Annotated in this window: 25 protein-coding genes; all 25 read left to right on the top strand. The window is 45.9% G+C overall.

Annotated features, from left to right (window positions below; genetic code table 11):
• The first annotated feature begins 52 nt into the window (after window positions 1-52).
• Window positions 53-526 carry a 30S ribosomal protein S7 gene (gene rpsG / locus JHD44_RS17365; protein WP_199464006.1) on the top strand — a complete coding sequence of 158 codons (474 nt, stop codon included), beginning with the start codon at window positions 53-55 and terminating at the stop codon, window positions 524-526.
• A gap of 18 nt (window positions 527-544) precedes the next feature.
• On the top strand, window positions 545-2,638 hold the full coding sequence (gene fusA, locus JHD44_RS17360; protein ID WP_199464005.1) for an elongation factor G: 2,094 nt from the start codon (window positions 545-547) through the stop codon (window positions 2,636-2,638).
• A 34-nt stretch (window positions 2,639-2,672) separates the two neighbouring features.
• On the top strand, window positions 2,673-3,896 hold the full coding sequence (gene tuf / locus JHD44_RS17355; protein ID WP_199464004.1) for an elongation factor Tu: 1,224 nt from the start codon (window positions 2,673-2,675) through the stop codon (window positions 3,894-3,896).
• A gap of 198 nt (window positions 3,897-4,094) precedes the next feature.
• On the top strand, window positions 4,095-4,406 hold the full coding sequence (rpsJ, locus tag JHD44_RS17350) for a 30S ribosomal protein S10 (protein WP_012071937.1): 312 nt from the start codon (window positions 4,095-4,097) through the stop codon (window positions 4,404-4,406).
• A gap of 127 nt (window positions 4,407-4,533) precedes the next feature.
• The gene (gene rplC / locus JHD44_RS17345; protein WP_133565186.1) at window positions 4,534-5,172 is read left to right on the top strand and encodes a 50S ribosomal protein L3; all 639 of its coding nucleotides are present in this window, start codon (window positions 4,534-4,536) and stop codon (window positions 5,170-5,172) included.
• A gap of 12 nt (window positions 5,173-5,184) precedes the next feature.
• On the top strand, window positions 5,185-5,790 hold the full coding sequence (gene rplD / locus JHD44_RS17340; protein ID WP_133565187.1) for a 50S ribosomal protein L4: 606 nt from the start codon (window positions 5,185-5,187) through the stop codon (window positions 5,788-5,790).
• Window positions 5,787-6,083 carry a 50S ribosomal protein L23 gene (gene rplW / locus JHD44_RS17335; RefSeq protein WP_133565188.1) on the top strand — a complete coding sequence of 99 codons (297 nt, stop codon included), beginning with the start codon at window positions 5,787-5,789 and terminating at the stop codon, window positions 6,081-6,083. The genes rplD and rplW overlap by 4 nt, the downstream gene beginning before the upstream one ends.
• A gap of 14 nt (window positions 6,084-6,097) precedes the next feature.
• Window positions 6,098-6,922, top strand: a complete 825-nt coding sequence (gene rplB / locus JHD44_RS17330) for a 50S ribosomal protein L2 (protein WP_199464003.1) — start codon at window positions 6,098-6,100, stop codon at window positions 6,920-6,922.
• A gap of 15 nt (window positions 6,923-6,937) precedes the next feature.
• Window positions 6,938-7,213, top strand: a complete 276-nt coding sequence (rpsS, locus tag JHD44_RS17325; RefSeq protein WP_055462806.1) for a 30S ribosomal protein S19 — start codon at window positions 6,938-6,940, stop codon at window positions 7,211-7,213.
• Between the two features lie 16 nt (window positions 7,214-7,229).
• Window positions 7,230-7,562 carry a 50S ribosomal protein L22 gene (rplV, locus tag JHD44_RS17320; RefSeq protein ID WP_055462807.1) on the top strand — a complete coding sequence of 111 codons (333 nt, stop codon included), beginning with the start codon at window positions 7,230-7,232 and terminating at the stop codon, window positions 7,560-7,562.
• Window positions 7,563-7,576: 14 nt separating this feature from the next.
• On the top strand, window positions 7,577-8,257 hold the full coding sequence (gene rpsC, locus JHD44_RS17315) for a 30S ribosomal protein S3 (RefSeq protein ID WP_055462808.1): 681 nt from the start codon (window positions 7,577-7,579) through the stop codon (window positions 8,255-8,257).
• Between the two features lie 10 nt (window positions 8,258-8,267).
• Window positions 8,268-8,681 (top strand): 50S ribosomal protein L16, encoded by a 414-nt coding sequence (rplP, locus tag JHD44_RS17310; RefSeq protein WP_055462809.1) that lies wholly within the window; start codon window positions 8,268-8,270, stop codon window positions 8,679-8,681.
• The gene (gene rpmC / locus JHD44_RS17305; protein ID WP_055462810.1) at window positions 8,682-8,873 is read left to right on the top strand and encodes a 50S ribosomal protein L29; all 192 of its coding nucleotides are present in this window, start codon (window positions 8,682-8,684) and stop codon (window positions 8,871-8,873) included.
• Window position 8,874: 1 nt separating this feature from the next.
• Window positions 8,875-9,141: a 30S ribosomal protein S17 gene (gene rpsQ / locus JHD44_RS17300; RefSeq protein ID WP_133565194.1), complete on the top strand. Its 267-nt coding sequence runs from the start codon at window positions 8,875-8,877 to the stop codon at window positions 9,139-9,141.
• Between the two features lie 51 nt (window positions 9,142-9,192).
• Window positions 9,193-9,561: a 50S ribosomal protein L14 gene (rplN, locus tag JHD44_RS17295; RefSeq protein WP_055462812.1), complete on the top strand. Its 369-nt coding sequence runs from the start codon at window positions 9,193-9,195 to the stop codon at window positions 9,559-9,561.
• 17 nt (window positions 9,562-9,578) lie between these two features.
• On the top strand, window positions 9,579-9,896 hold the full coding sequence (rplX, locus tag JHD44_RS17290) for a 50S ribosomal protein L24 (protein ID WP_133565196.1): 318 nt from the start codon (window positions 9,579-9,581) through the stop codon (window positions 9,894-9,896).
• Window positions 9,897-9,913: 17 nt separating this feature from the next.
• Window positions 9,914-10,453, top strand: coding sequence for a 50S ribosomal protein L5 (gene rplE / locus JHD44_RS17285; RefSeq protein ID WP_133565199.1), 540 nt, complete (start codon window positions 9,914-9,916; stop codon window positions 10,451-10,453).
• 12 nt (window positions 10,454-10,465) lie between these two features.
• Window positions 10,466-10,771: a 30S ribosomal protein S14 gene (gene rpsN, locus JHD44_RS17280; protein ID WP_055462815.1), complete on the top strand. Its 306-nt coding sequence runs from the start codon at window positions 10,466-10,468 to the stop codon at window positions 10,769-10,771.
• A 129-nt stretch (window positions 10,772-10,900) separates the two neighbouring features.
• Window positions 10,901-11,293: a 30S ribosomal protein S8 gene (gene rpsH / locus JHD44_RS17275; RefSeq protein ID WP_199464002.1), complete on the top strand. Its 393-nt coding sequence runs from the start codon at window positions 10,901-10,903 to the stop codon at window positions 11,291-11,293.
• A gap of 8 nt (window positions 11,294-11,301) precedes the next feature.
• Window positions 11,302-11,835 (top strand): 50S ribosomal protein L6, encoded by a 534-nt coding sequence (rplF, locus tag JHD44_RS17270; protein ID WP_133565203.1) that lies wholly within the window; start codon window positions 11,302-11,304, stop codon window positions 11,833-11,835.
• A 13-nt stretch (window positions 11,836-11,848) separates the two neighbouring features.
• A complete protein-coding gene (gene rplR, locus JHD44_RS17265; RefSeq protein WP_133565205.1) occupies window positions 11,849-12,199 on the top strand; it encodes a 50S ribosomal protein L18 in 351 nt (116 codons plus the stop codon).
• A gap of 10 nt (window positions 12,200-12,209) precedes the next feature.
• Entirely contained in the window at window positions 12,210-12,710 is a 501-nt protein-coding gene (gene rpsE, locus JHD44_RS17260; protein WP_133565208.1) for a 30S ribosomal protein S5, read from the top strand.
• Window positions 12,711-12,716: 6 nt separating this feature from the next.
• Entirely contained in the window at window positions 12,717-12,902 is a 186-nt protein-coding gene (gene rpmD, locus JHD44_RS17255) for a 50S ribosomal protein L30 (RefSeq protein WP_055462820.1), read from the top strand.
• 1 nt (window position 12,903) lies between these two features.
• Window positions 12,904-13,338 (top strand): 50S ribosomal protein L15, encoded by a 435-nt coding sequence (gene rplO / locus JHD44_RS17250; protein WP_133565210.1) that lies wholly within the window; start codon window positions 12,904-12,906, stop codon window positions 13,336-13,338.
• Window positions 13,339-14,670 carry a preprotein translocase subunit SecY gene (gene secY / locus JHD44_RS17245; protein WP_199464001.1) on the top strand — a complete coding sequence of 444 codons (1,332 nt, stop codon included), beginning with the start codon at window positions 13,339-13,341 and terminating at the stop codon, window positions 14,668-14,670.
• Window position 14,671 lies beyond the last annotated feature (1 nt).

The raw sequence follows: 14,671 nt of genomic DNA, 5'->3' as shown, positions 1-14,671 counted from the left end.
GTAAGGCCGAGCACAGAAATGGTCTCGGACTCACCTGAAGAGGATAATATCCATGCCTAGAAGACGCGTCGTCGCTAAGCGTGAAGTGCTTCCAGATCCGAAACACGGAAGCCAACTTCTTGCAAAGTTCATTAACCACGTAATGGTTAGTGGCAAGAAATCTGTAGCTGAAAGCATCGTTTACAATGCACTAAACACAGTTGCAGAGCGCACTAAATCAGAAGAGCCAATGGCTATCTTCGAAAAAGCACTAGAATCTATCCAGCCAATGGTTGAGGTTAAATCTCGCCGTGTTGGTGGTGCAACATACCAAGTACCTGTTGAAGTACGTCCAGCTCGTCGTTCAGCGCTATCTATGCGTTGGTTGGTTGAAGCTGCACGTAAGCGTGGCGAAAAATCTATGGCGCTACGTCTTGCAGGCGAAATTCTAGATGCGTCTGAGAACAAAGGTTCAGCTGTTAAGAAACGTGAAGACGTTCACCGTATGGCTGAAGCGAACAAAGCGTTCTCTCACTACCGTTTCTAATCATCCGGAGAAGCTTAAGTGGCACGTAAGACACCCATCAATCGTTACCGCAATATTGGTATTTGTGCGCACGTTGATGCGGGTAAGACGACAACTACTGAGCGTGTTCTGTTCTACACCGGTCTTTCTCATAAGATCGGTGAAGTCCATGATGGTGCAGCCACCATGGACTGGATGGAGCAGGAGCAAGAGCGTGGAATCACGATCACTTCAGCAGCAACAACTTGCTTCTGGAGTGGGATGAGTCAGCAGTTTGATCAACACCGTATTAATATTATCGACACCCCTGGGCACGTAGACTTTACCATCGAGGTAGAGCGATCTTTGCGTGTGCTAGATGGTGCTGTTGTAGTTCTGTGTGGATCTTCTGGTGTGCAGCCTCAAACAGAGACTGTTTGGCGTCAAGCAAACAAATACGAAGTACCTCGCATGGTATTCGTCAATAAGATGGACCGCACAGGTGCAGATTATTTTCATGTTGTTCATCAGCTTGGGGATCGTCTGAATGCTAACGCTGTTCCAATTCAGATTAACATCGGTACAGAAGAGAACTTCGCCGGCGTAGTTGATCTGATCTTGATGAAAGCCATCATGTGGAATGAAGAAGACCAAGGTATGACTTATACTTTGGAAGACATTCCTGCGGACTTGGTTGACGTTGCTGAAGAGTGGCGTGAAAAAATGGTCGAGGCGGCCGCTGAAGCAAATGAAGAGTTAATGGATAAATACCTTGAAGAAGGGGAATTATCTGTTGAAGACATCAAGGCAGGCTTGCGTGCGAGAACACTCGCAAACGAAGTGGTATTGGTAACTTGTGGTTCTGCATTTAAGAACAAAGGTGTCCAAGCTGTACTTGATGCGGTTGTCGAATATCTACCTTCACCTCTTGAAGTGAAAGCGATCGAAGGCACTCTTGAAGATGCAGAGACCGTTGTAGCTCGTGAAGCGGATGACAATGCGCCATTTGCAGCATTAGCATTTAAAATTGCTACTGACCCATTTGTGGGTACGCTTACTTTCGTGCGTGTATACTCTGGCTCGTTAAATTCTGGTGATGCAGTGTATAACTCTGTAAAACACAAGAAAGAACGTGTTGGGCGTATGGTTCAAATGCATGCCAATAACCGTGAGGAAATCAAAGAAGTTCTTGCGGGTGATATTGCAGCATTGATCGGCATGAAAGATGTCACCACAGGGGATACGCTGTGTGATAACAAAGATGTTGTTGTCTTAGAGCGTATGGAATTCCCTGAGCCAGTAATTTCTGTCGCTGTAGAGCCTAAGTCTCAAGCTGATCAAGATAAAATGGCTGTGGCTCTTGGTAAATTAGCACAGGAAGATCCTTCTTTCCGTGTTGAAACTCACGAAGAGACTGGTCAAACCATTATCTCTGGTATGGGTGAACTTCACCTAGATATACTTGTGGACCGAATGAAGCGTGAATTTAAGGTTGACGCAAACATTGGTAAGCCACAGGTGTCTTACCGAGAGAAAATTCGCAAAGAAGTGGAAATTAACCACAAATTTGTACGACAGTCTGGTGGCCGCGGACAGTACGGTCACGTTGTTATGAAGCTGATTCCAACCGAACAAGAAGGTTTGGAGTTTGTGAATGAGATTGTCGGTGGTGTTATTCCTAAGGAATACATCCCTGCTGTCGAGAAGGGCGTTTCAGAGCAAATGAAGAATGGTGTTATTGCTGGATACCCGTTATTGGGTTTGAAGGTAGTGCTGTTCGATGGATCCTTCCATGATGTTGACTCTAACGAAATGGCCTTTAAAATTGCAGCTTCTCAAGGCTTAAAGAAAGGTGCTGCGGACGCAGATCCTTGTGTTCTTGAGCCTGTGATGAAGGTAGAAGTTGTAACTCCTGAAGAGTACATGGGTGATGTGATGGGTGACCTGAATCGTCGTCGTGGGCTTGTACAGGGGATGGAAGACTCCCCATCTGGTAAGATTATCCGTGCAGAAGTGCCATTAGGCGAAATGTTCGGGTATGCGACAGATGTGCGTAGCTTGTCGCAAGGTCGTGCAAGTTATGCAATGGAGTTTCTGAAATACGCTGAAGCGCCAGCTAGTGTGGCAGACGCGATCATCAAAAATGAAATTTAATCATCATACTTACTATTTATAAGGTGTATGTATCATGGCAAAAGAAAAGTTCGAACGTAGTAAACCACACGTTAACGTTGGTACTATCGGTCACGTTGACCACGGTAAAACTACTCTAACAGCAGCACTTACTCGTGTATGTGCAGAAGTATTCGGCGGTACAGCGGTTGCTTTTGACGGTATCGACAACGCTCCAGAAGAGCGTGAGCGTGGTATCACGATCGCAACTTCTCACGTAGAGTACGATTCTCCAACTCGTCACTACGCACACGTAGACTGTCCTGGACACGCCGATTATGTTAAAAACATGATCACTGGTGCTGCTCAAATGGACGGCGCGATCCTAGTGTGTGGTGCGACTGATGGTCCAATGCCTCAGACTCGTGAGCACATCCTTCTTTCTCGTCAGGTAGGTGTACCTTACATCGTAGTTTTCCTAAACAAAGCAGACCTTCTAGCTGAAGACTGTGGCGGTGCTGACTCTGAAGAATACGCAGAAATGCTTGAGCTTGTAGAGATGGAACTACGTGACCTTCTTTCTGAGTACGACTTCCCAGGTGATGACACTCCAATCATCCCAGGTTCTGCCCTAATGGCATTGAACGGCGAAGACGGCAACGAAATGGGTACTACTGCAGTTAAGAAACTAGTAGAAACTCTAGATTCTTACATTCCTGAGCCAGAGCGTGCAATCGACGGTGCATTCATCATGCCTATCGAGGACGTATTCTCTATCCAAGGTCGTGGTACTGTAGTAACTGGCCGTGTAGAGCGTGGTATCATCAAAGTTGGTGAAGAAGTTGAAATCGTTGGTATCAAAGATACTACTAAAACAACTTGTACTGGCGTTGAGATGTTCCGTAAGCTTCTAGACGAAGGTCGTGCTGGTGAGAACTGTGGTATCCTTCTACGTGGTACTAAGCGTGACGAAGTTCAACGTGGTCAAGTACTAGCTAAGCCTGGTTCTATCAACCCACACACTGAATTCGAAGCAGAAGTATACGTTCTGTCTAAAGATGAAGGTGGTCGTCACACTCCATTCTTCAAAGGTTACCGTCCACAGTTCTACTTCCGTACAACTGACGTAACTGGTTCTTGTGAACTACCTGAAGGCGTAGAGATGGTTATGCCTGGTGATAACATTCAAATGACTGTTACTCTAATTCACCCAATCGCGATGGACGAAGGTCTACGTTTCGCGATCCGTGAAGGTGGTCGTACAGTAGGTGCTGGTGTTGTTGCTAAGGTTCTTAAATAATATCTAGTTATCTAGATAGGTTTAAGAAACCCAACAGAAAAGGTCGCTCCTTGAGCGGCCTTTTTTTATGAGTGCTGTTTTTGAACTGGTTACTTGACAACCAATTTTAAAGCGGCTAACATTCGCCGTCCTTAAATAAGGATGGTAGATCAAGATTTGTACAGAAGATCTATCTGAACATAGTATTTGGAGTTGGAAATGCAAAGCCAAAAAATCCGTATTCGTTTGAAAGCATTCGATCACCGTTTGATCGACGCTTCAACGCAAGAGATTGTGGACACTGCTAAGCGCACAGGCGCTCAAGTACGTGGTCCAATTCCACTTCCTACTCGCAAAGAACGTTACACTGTACTGATTTCTCCACACGTAAACAAAGATGCGCGTGACCAATACGAAATCCGTACACACAAACGTGTTCTAGACATCGTTGAGCCAACAGAAAAAACTGTAGACGCTCTAATGAAGCTAGATCTTGCGGCAGGCGTGGAAGTACAAATTTCTTTGGGCTAATCCCCAAAGTTTTAGGGGTGCGATAACCAACAAGTATTTGTTGGCCTAAGCACATTAGTGGAACGATCTGGAATGGTCGGCCGTAGCGGGTGATAGCCCCGTACACAACTGGCAATTGAGGTAAAAAATGGCTATTCAATTAGTCGGACGTAAAGCCGGAATGACGCGTATCTTCAACGAAGATGGTGTATCCGTGCCAGTAACCGTTATCGAGGTTGAACCGAACCGTGTAACACAGGTGAAAAACGCAGAAACTGACGGCTACGCAGCTGTTCAAGTAACTGTAGGTACTCGCCGTGCTAGCCGTGTAAACAAAGCAGCTGCAGGTCACTTTGCAAAAGCAAACGTTGAAGCGGGTCGTGGTTTGTGGGAGTTCCGCCTTTCAGGTGACGAAAAAGAAATTAATGTTGGCGACGAGCTAACAGTAGCGGATTTTGAAGCTATTACTTCTGTTGACGTAACTGGTCAATCAAAAGGTAAGGGTTTCCAAGGTGGCGTTAAACGTCACAACTTCCGTACGCAAGATGCTACACACGGTAACTCATTGTCTCACCGTGCTCCTGGTTCCATCGGTCAATGTCAAACACCAGGTCGTGTTTGGAAAGGCAAAAAGATGGCTGGTCACATGGGCGCAGCTCAAGTAACAACTCAGTCTTTAGAAGTTGTTCGCGTTGATGCTGAGCGTAACCTTATCCTTGTTAAAGGTGCGGTTCCTGGCGCTGTAAATGGTGACGTAATCGTTCAACCAGCAGTTAAAGCTCGCTAAGAGGGGTAGACAATGAACTTGAATCTAACAGGTGCTGAAGGAACTGTAGAAGTTTCTGACGTGACCTTTGCGCGTGAATACAACGAAGCGCTAGTTCACCAGGTTGTTACTGCTTACCTGGCTGGTGCTCGTCAAGGCTCTCGTGCACAGAAAACTCGCTCTGAAGTAGCCGGTGGTGGTAAAAAGCCATGGCGTCAAAAAGGTTCTGGCCGCGCACGTGCTGGTACAATCCGTAGTCCTCTATGGCGTACTGGTGGCGTAACTTTCGCTGCTAAACCTCAAGACCACTCTCAGAAAGTAAACAAGAAGATGTATCGTGCAGCAATGCGCACCATCTGGTCTGAGCTTGCTCGTCAAGACCGTCTTGTTGTAGTTGAAGAGCTTTCAATCGAAGCTCCTAAAACTAAGCTTTTCAAAGCTAAAATGGCTGAATTGAATGTTGAGAACGCGCTAGTTGTAGCGCAAGAGCTAGATGCAAATCTGTTCCTAGCTGCTCGCAACATTCCGAACGTTGACGTTCGTGATGCAGCGTCTGTTGACCCTGTTAGCTTGATTGCATACGACAAAGTGTTGGTGACAGTTGGTGCTCTGAAACAAGTTGAGGAGGCACTAGCATGATCGGCGAACGCATTTATAAAGTGTTGTTAGGTCCACACATCTCTGAGAAAGCGACAATCGTTGCCGAAGGTAACGGTCAGTACGTATTCCGCGTAGTAAAAGACGCGACTAAGCCAGAGATTAAACAAGCAATCGAAGCGTTATTTGAAGTCAAAGTTGAATCTGTACGCACGTTGAACCAAAAAGGTAAGACGAAGCGCACTGTTCGTGGTCTAGGCAAGCGTAACGACGTTAAAAAAGCGTATGTACGTTTGGCAGAAGGCCAAGAAATTGATTTCTTGGGCGCTGAATAAGGGGAGATAGGTCAATGGCTGTTGTAAAAAGTAAGCCAACGTCTGCAGGCCGTCGTCACGTTGTTAAAGTTGTTAACACTGACTTGCATAAAGGTGCGCCATACGCTCCTTTGCTAGACAAGAAAAGCAAGTCTGGTGGTCGTAATAACAACGGACGCATCACTACGCGTCACGTAGGTGGTGGTCACAAGCAGCATTACCGTGTTGTGGATTTCCGTCGTAACAAAGATGGTATCCCAGCGGTAGTTGAGCGTTTGGAATATGATCCAAACCGTTCTGCACACATTGCATTAGTAAAATATGCTGATGGTGAGCGTCGTTACATCATCGCTTCTAAAGGCTTAGAGGCTGGTGCTGTTGTTTCTAGTGGTGCAGATGCGCCTATCAAAGCTGGTAATACTTTGCCTCTGCAAAATATTCCAGTTGGTAGTGTTGTGCACTGTATCGAGCTTAAGCCAGGTAAAGGTGCACAAATTGCACGTTCTGCTGGTGCTTCTGCTCAGCTTGTTGCTCGTGAAGGTCGTTACGTAACTCTACGTCTACGTTCTGGTGAGATGCGCAAAGTTCTAACTGAATGTCGTGCAACTCTAGGTGAAGTATCTAACTCTGAACACACTCTACGTGTTCTAGGTAAAGCTGGTGCTAAGCGCTGGCGTGGTGTTCGCCCAACAGTTCGTGGTGCGGCAATGAACCCGGTTGATCACCCACACGGTGGTGGTGAAGGTCGTAGCTCTGGTGGTCGTCACCCAGTTACTCCTTGGGGTGTGCCTACTAAAGGTTACAAAACGCGCAAGAACAAGCGTACTGATAAACTTATTGTACGTCGTCGTACTAAGTAATAAGAGGAAACGACTGTGCCACGTTCACTAAAAAAAGGTCCTTTTATCGACCTTCATTTGTTGAAAAAGGTAGAGGCTGCGGTAGAAAAGAATGACCGTCGTCCAATTAAAACTTGGTCGCGCCGTTCTACAATCTTCCCTGAATTCGTAGGGTTGACTATCGCTGTCCATAATGGTCGCCAACACGTCCCAGTTCTAGTATCTGAGGATATGGTCGGTCATAAATTGGGTGAGTTCGCTCCGACCCGTACCTACAAGGGTCACGCTGCGGACAAAAAGGCCAAACGGTAATTAAGGGGTATTAATCATGAGTGAAGTAAGCGCTTCATTGAAGGGTGCTCGCCTCTCAGCGCAGAAGGCCCGTTTGGTAGCAGATCAAATCCGCGGCAAATCTGTAAGCGAAGCACTGAACATTTTGGCGTTCAGTCCTAAAAAGGCGGCAGCAATTGTCAAGAAAGTACTAGAGTCTGCTGTAGCTAATGCTGAGCATAACGAAGGTGCTGATATCGATGACTTGCGTGTTTCTACGATCTACGTTGACGAGGCTATGACTCTAAAACGTATCAAAGCTCGTGCTAAAGGCCGTGCTGATCGTATTCTAAAACGCGGTTGCCATATTACAGTTAAAGTCGCTGACTAATTAGGAGATACCCAATGGGTCAGAAGGTTCATCCAACTGGAATTCGCCTAGGGATAGTTAAAGACCATACTTCTACTTGGTATGCGAACAACCAAAACTACTCTAAGCAACTTTTAAACGATCTTCAGGTACGTAAATACCTAGAAGAGAAACTTGTACAGGCTTCTGTTTCTCGCATCGAGATCCAGCGTCCTGCACAAACAGCTCGTATTACTATCCACACTGCTCGTCCGGGCATCGTGATTGGTAAGAAAGGCGAAGATGTTGAGAAACTACGTAACGCTGTGTCAGCAATGATGGGTGTTCCAGTTCACATCAACATCGAAGAAATTCGTAAACCAGAACTAGATGCTAAATTGGTTGCGCAAAACATTGCTGGCCAACTTGAGCGTCGTGTTATGTTCCGTCGTGCCATGAAGCGTGCAGTACAAAACGCTATGCGTGCCGGCGCGAAAGGTATCAAGGTTCAGGTAAGTGGTCGTCTGGGCGGTGCTGAAATTGCACGTGCAGAATGGTACCGTGAAGGTCGTGTGCCTCTACACACTCTACGTGCTGACATCGACTACGCTACTTATGAAGCTCTAACAACTTACGGCATCATCGGTGTTAAAGTTTGGATCTTCAAAGGCGAAATCTTGGGCGGTATTGAACAAGTGCGTGCTGATAAAGGCGCACAGAAGAAGAAGTCTAAGTAGGGGGTAGTCAATGTTACAGCCGAAACGTACTAAGTTCCGTAAGATGCAGAAAGGCCGTAACCGCGGTCTAGCACTTCGCGGTAACCAAGTTAGCTTTGGTGAATTCGGATTGAAATCGACTGAACGTGGTCGAATCACCGCTCGTCAAATTGAAGCGGCGCGTCGTGCAATGACTCGTCACATCAAGCGTGGTGGTAAAATTTGGATCCGTGTATTCCCAGATAAGCCTATTACTCAGAAGCCTCTTGAAGTGCGTCAGGGTAAAGGTAAAGGTAGCGTAGAATACTGGGTGGCTCAAATCCAACCAGGTAAGATGCTTTATGAAGTTGAGGGCGTATCTGAATCTCTAGCTCGCGAAGCTTTCGCGCTAGCAGCAGCTAAGCTTCCTCTAGCTACAACTTTCGTAACGCGTACGGTGATGTAGATGAAAGCAAAAGAATTGCAAGAAAAGTCTGTAGCTGAGCTACAGCAGACCTTGATCGAACTACTACGTGAGCAATTTACTCTGCGTATGCAGAAAGCCACTGGTCAGTTGGCTCAAACGCATTTGCTCTCGCAAGTTCGCCGCAATATCGCACGTGTTAAAACCGTGCTAAATGATAAGGCAGGTAACTAAGATGGCAAGTGTAGAAACTCAAGCTCGTACAGCTACTGGTAAAGTAGTAAGCGATAAGATGGATAAGTCCATCGTGGTACTAGTTGAGCGTACTGAACGTCACCCTCTATACGGTAAGTTCGTTCGTCGTTCTACTAAACTACACGCTCATGATGAAAACAACGAGTGTCAAGTTGGTGATACAGTTAAGGTTGTTGAAACACGTCCTTACTCTAAAACTAAAACTTGGAAACTGGTTCAGGTTGTTGAGAAAGCAGCTGCTGTATAAGCAGCTCCTTCCTTCATGAGACTTGTTATCTAATTTGATTGGAGAGCAGAAATGATTCAAACAGAATCGATGCTTGATGTAGCAGATAACAGCGGCGCAAAGCGCGTTCAGTGTATTAAAGTACTGGGTGGCTCTCATCGTCGTTATGCTACAATTGGTGACGTAATTAAAGTCACAGTTAAAGAAGCGATCCCTCGTGGTCGTGTTAAGAAAGGCCAAGTTATGAACGCTGTTGTCGTTCGAACTAAGAAAGGTGTGCGTCGCCCTGATGGCTCAGTGATCCGTTTTGATGTAAACTCTGCGGTTCTATTGAACGCATCTGGCGCGCCGATTGGTACACGTATCTTTGGCCCTGTGACACGTGAGTTGCGTACAGAGCAATTCATGAAAATTGTTTCTCTTGCACCAGAAGTGCTGTAAGAGGTAGGGGACCGAATATGCGTAAAATCAAACGTGACGATGAAGTCGTTGTAATTGCTGGTAAAGACAAAGGCAAACGCGGCAAAGTTGTTAAAGTAGTAGACGAAAACCGCGTTATTGTTTCTGGTATCAATATGGTCAAGAAACATGAGAAGCCAAACCCAATGAAGGGTACGACTGGCGGTATCGTTGAAAAAGAAGCACCTATCCAGGTTTCTAACGTAGCCATTTTTAACAATGCTACTGGTAAAGCGGATCGCGTCGGCTTTAAAGTGAATGAAGACGGTACTAAAGTACGTGTTTTCAAATCAAACAGTGAAGCGATCGACGCCTAAGAGCGAGAATTATAGCCATGGCGAGACTTAAGCAAGTTTATAAAGATCAAGTAGTAGCTCAACTGACTGAACAGTTCAGCTACAAGAATGTAATGGAAGTGCCTAAAATCACTAAAATTACGTTGAACATGGGTGTTGGTGAAGCTATCGCAGACAAGAAACTTCTTGAAAATGCGGTAAATGATCTTACAGCACTTAGCGGCCAAAAAGTTGTAGTAACGAAAGCACGCAAATCTGTTGCAGGCTTTAAAATCCGTGACGGTTACCCGATCGGTTGTAAAGTTACTCTACGTGGCGACCGTATGTGGGATTTCTTCGACCGTTTGGTTGATGTTGCTATCCCTCGTATCCGTGACTTCCGTGGTTTAAACCCGAAGTCTTTTGACGGACGCGGTAACTACAGCATGGGTGTTAAAGAGCAGATCATCTTCCCAGAAATCGATTACGATAAAGTTGATCGTGTACGTGGTCTTGATATCACAATCACAACAACTGCTCGTACCGACGAAGAAGGTCGTGCTTTGCTAGCCGCCTTTAGTTTCCCTTTCAAGAAATAAGAGGTAGGAATCATGGCTAAAGTATCAATGATTCAACGCGAAGCTAAGCGCACAAAATTAGTAGCTAAGTACGCTGAAAAGCGTGCTGCTCTAAAAGCGATCATTAACGACGTTAATGCATCGGACGATGAAAAGTGGGAAGCAACGCTTAAACTGCAAGCGCTTCCACGCGATTCATCTTCTTCTCGCCAGCGTAACCGTTGTCAGGTTACTGGTCGTCCACACGGCGTATTCCGTCGCTTCGGCTTGTCTCGTATCAAGCTACGTGAAGCAGCGATGCGCGGTGATGTACCAGGCTTGAAGAAAGCTAGTTGGTAAGCAAGTAGAGCGCGATCATAATACATTGCAGTGAGGGGGTGTTCAAATACTGGACATTCCGCTCGCTGCTGTGTACTATGCGCGAGCTCTATTTGCTGCACAATGGTTTTTTCTATTAGGAGCTCTTAAATGAGTATGCAAGATACACTTGCGGATATGATTACTCGTATCCGTAACGCACAGTTGGCTGCAAAAACAACTGTGTCTATGCCTTCATCAAAAATGAAGGTATCTGTTGCTAACGTTCTTCGTGAAGAAGGTTACGTAAGCAGCGTTAGCGTTGAAGAAGGTGCTAAACCTACTCTTACTATCGAACTTAAATACTTCGAAGGTAAGCCAGTAATCGAAGAGATCAAACGCGTCTCTCGTCCAAGTTTGCGTCAATACAAAGCATCAGCAGAACTACCAAAAGTAGAAGCAGGCCTAGGCGTTGCTATCATCTCTACTTCTAAAGGTGTTATGACTGATCGTGCAGCTCGTGCTGCTGGTATTGGTGGCGAAGTTATCTGCACAGTATTCTAGGAGTTAGTATGTCTCGAGTTGCGAAAAGCCCTGTGACGCTTCCTAGTGGTGTAGAAGTTACTCTAAATGGCCAAGCTATTGCTGTAAAAGGTGGTAAAGGCACTCTAGAGTTTAACGTCCACGCAAGCGTTGAAGTTAAGCAAGAAGAAAACGTTCTTACTTTTGCTCCACGTGATGGAGCAAAACAAAGCCGTGCACTAGCTGGTACTACTCGTGCCCTAGTTAACAATATGGTTACTGGTGTTAGCCAAGGCTTTGAAAAACGTCTACTACTACAAGGTGTAGGTTACCGTGCTGCTGTTAAAGGCAACGTACTTAACCTTGCGCTAGGTTTCTCTCACCCAGTAGATTACGAACTGCCTGAAGGCATTACTGCTGAGTGTGCATCACAAACAGAAGTTATTCTTCGCGGTATCGACAAGCAAGCGCTAGGTCAAGCAGCTGCTGAAGTTCGCGGCTTCCGTCCACCAGAGCCATACAAAGGCAAAGGTGTTCGCTACGCTGACGAAGTTGTTCGCCGTAAAGAAGCTAAGAAAAAGTAGTAGGTAAGCATTCATGAACACTAAGAAACAATCTCGAATTCGTCGTGCTCGCCGCACGCGTTTGCATATTCGTGACCTAGGTGCGAACCGTCTTACTGTAAATCGCACGCCACGTCACATGTATGCACAAGTAATTTCGCCATGTGGTAGTAAAGTGCTAGCAAGCGCTTCTACTCTAGACGCGAGCCTACGTTCTACTGCGACTGGTAACAAAGATGCAGCGGCTAAAGTGGGTGCATTAATTGCTGAACGTGCTAAAGAAGCTGGCATTACTGCTGTTGCTTTCGATCGTTCTGGCTTCAAATACCACGGTCGCGTTCAAGCGCTAGCGGATGCTGCGCGTGAAGCTGGTCTAGAGTTCTAAGGGGTAGCAAATGGCAGTTAACGAACAACAAACTAGTGATCTTCAAGAGAAGCTAGTACAAGTAAACCGCGTTGCTAAAGTAGTTAAGGGTGGTCGTATCTTCTCTTTCACTGCTTTAACAGTAGTTGGTGATGGTAACGGTAAAGTAGGTTACGGTCGTGGTAAAGCACGTGAAGTACCTCAAGCTATCCAAAAAGCGATGGAGCAAGCTCGCCGCAACATGGTTTCTGTTGCGCTAGATGGCGACACTCTACAGTACCCAGTTAAAGCGGTTCACGGTGCATCTAAAGTGTACATGCAGCCAGCTTCTCAAGGTACTGGTGTAATCGCTGGTGGTGCGATGCGTGCAGTTCTTGAAATTGCAGGCGTACACAACGTATTAGCAAAATGCTACGGCTCAACTAACCCTGTTAACGTTGTTCAAGCAACGATTAAAGGTTTGGCTGACATGCGTGCACCTGAGCAAATCGCTGCAAAACGCGGTAAGTCTGTCGATCAAATTTTGGGGTAATGTGAAATGGCTAATAAAACCATCTCAGTTCAACTGACTCGTAGCCCAATCGGTCGTCTTCCAAAGCACCGTGAAACAGTTAAAGGCTTGGGTCTTAAAAAGATCGGTCAAGTTCGTGAACTAGAAGATACTCCTTCTGTTCGTGGCATGATCAATAAAGTTTATTACATGGTTAAAGTGGTAGGAGAATAACATGTTCCTAAATACTATTCGCCCTGGCGAAGGTAGCAAGCATGCTCCTAAACGTGTAGGCCGCGGTATCGGTAGCGGTTTGGGCAAAACAGGCGGACGTGGTCATAAAGGTCTTAAGTCTCGCTCTGGTGGCTCAGTTAAGCCAGGTTTTGAAGGCGGTCAAATGCCTTTGCAGCGTCGTCTGCCAAAATTTGGTTTCACTTCACGTCAGGCTCAGTATGTAGCTGAAGTTCGTCTAAACGAACTAGCCGCAGTGAATGCAGAAGTTGTAGATTTGGCTGCTCTTAAAGCTGCCGACATCCTAGGTGACAAAATTAAGACTGCTAAAGTTATCCTTTCTGGATCTATCGAGAAAGCTGTAACTGTACGTGGCCTTAAAGTTACTAAAGGTGCTCGTGCTGCGATTGAAGCGGCTGGCGGAAAAGTTGAGGAATAGATGACAAAGCGTGGCTCACTACCAGCAGGTATGCAAAGCGGACTAGGCGAGCTTTGGGCTCGTATCCGTTTTGTTTTCTTGGCAATTATTGTATATCGAATCGGTGCACACATCCCGGTGCCAGGTATTAACCCGGACCGTTTGTCTGCATTGTTTGACCAGAACGAAGGCACAATCCTGAGTTTATTTAACGTATTCTCAGGCGGCGCATTGGAACGTATGAGTATCTTTGCTCTAGGTATCCTGCCCTACATTTCTGCTTCGATCATTATGCAGTTATTGACAGTGGTGAGTCCGCAGCTAGAGCAGCTTAAGAAAGAAGGTGAGGCGGGGCGTCGTAAGATTACCCAATACACTCGTTACGGTACGGTTCTTCTCGCTCTTGTTCAGTCTGCCTCTATGGCAGTTGGTTTAGCAAGCCAAGGTATCTCGTTCAGTTCTGGTTTAGAGTTTTACGCTGTTGCAGTGGTAACTCTTGTGGCTGGTACGGTTTTCTTGATGTGGCTAGGCGAACAAGTGACAGAGAAAGGGATTGGTAATGGCATCTCCATTCTTATCTTTGCTGGTATTGTAGCAGGTCTTCCTTCTGCTCTAGGTCGTTCATTTGAATCAGCCCGCCAAGGTGATATCAATATCCTTGCGCTGCTTCTGATTGGTGTATTAGCGGTTGCGACAATTGCGTTCGTTGTATTTATCGAGCGTGGTCAACGTCGAATTACTGTAAATTACGCTAAGCGTCAGCAGGGCAAAAAGGTGTTTGCCGCACAAAAGAGTCATTTGCCACTAAAAGTAAATATGGCCGGTGTAATTCCGCCTATATTTGCTTCTAGTATTCTTCTATTCCCAGCTTCGATTGGACAATGGTTCGGTCAAGGTGAGGGTATGGAATGGTTGCAAAATATATCTTTGGCTCTAGCTCCTGGGCAACCGCTGTATGTGCTGTTGTTTGCGATAGCAATTGTTTTCTTTTGCTTCTTTTATACAGCGCTGGTGTTCAACCCTAAAGATGTGGCAGATAACTTGAAAAAGTCCGGTGCGTTTTTGCCGGGCATTCGTCCAGGCGACCATACAGCTCGATATATCGACGGTGTTATGACTCGTTTGACGCTATTCGGTGCATTGTATATCACGCTAGTGTCATTGATGCCTCAGTTCTTTGTCGTAGCATGGAATGTTCCTTTCTACTTCGGCGGTACTTCGATGTTGATCGTAGTGGTCGTTGTAATGGACTTCATGTCTCAAGTGCAAAGTCACTTAATGAGTCATCAATACGAATCATTAATGAAAAAGTCTAATCTGACTGGATATGGTCCAAATGGCCTAATGCGTTAAG

This window comes from Marinomonas ostreistagni (assembly GCF_016461785.1).
GTDB lineage: Bacteria > Pseudomonadota > Gammaproteobacteria > Pseudomonadales > Marinomonadaceae > Marinomonas > Marinomonas ostreistagni_A.
Note: the sequence above shows the minus strand (reverse complement) of the source record. Positions and strands in the feature narration are given on the sequence as shown.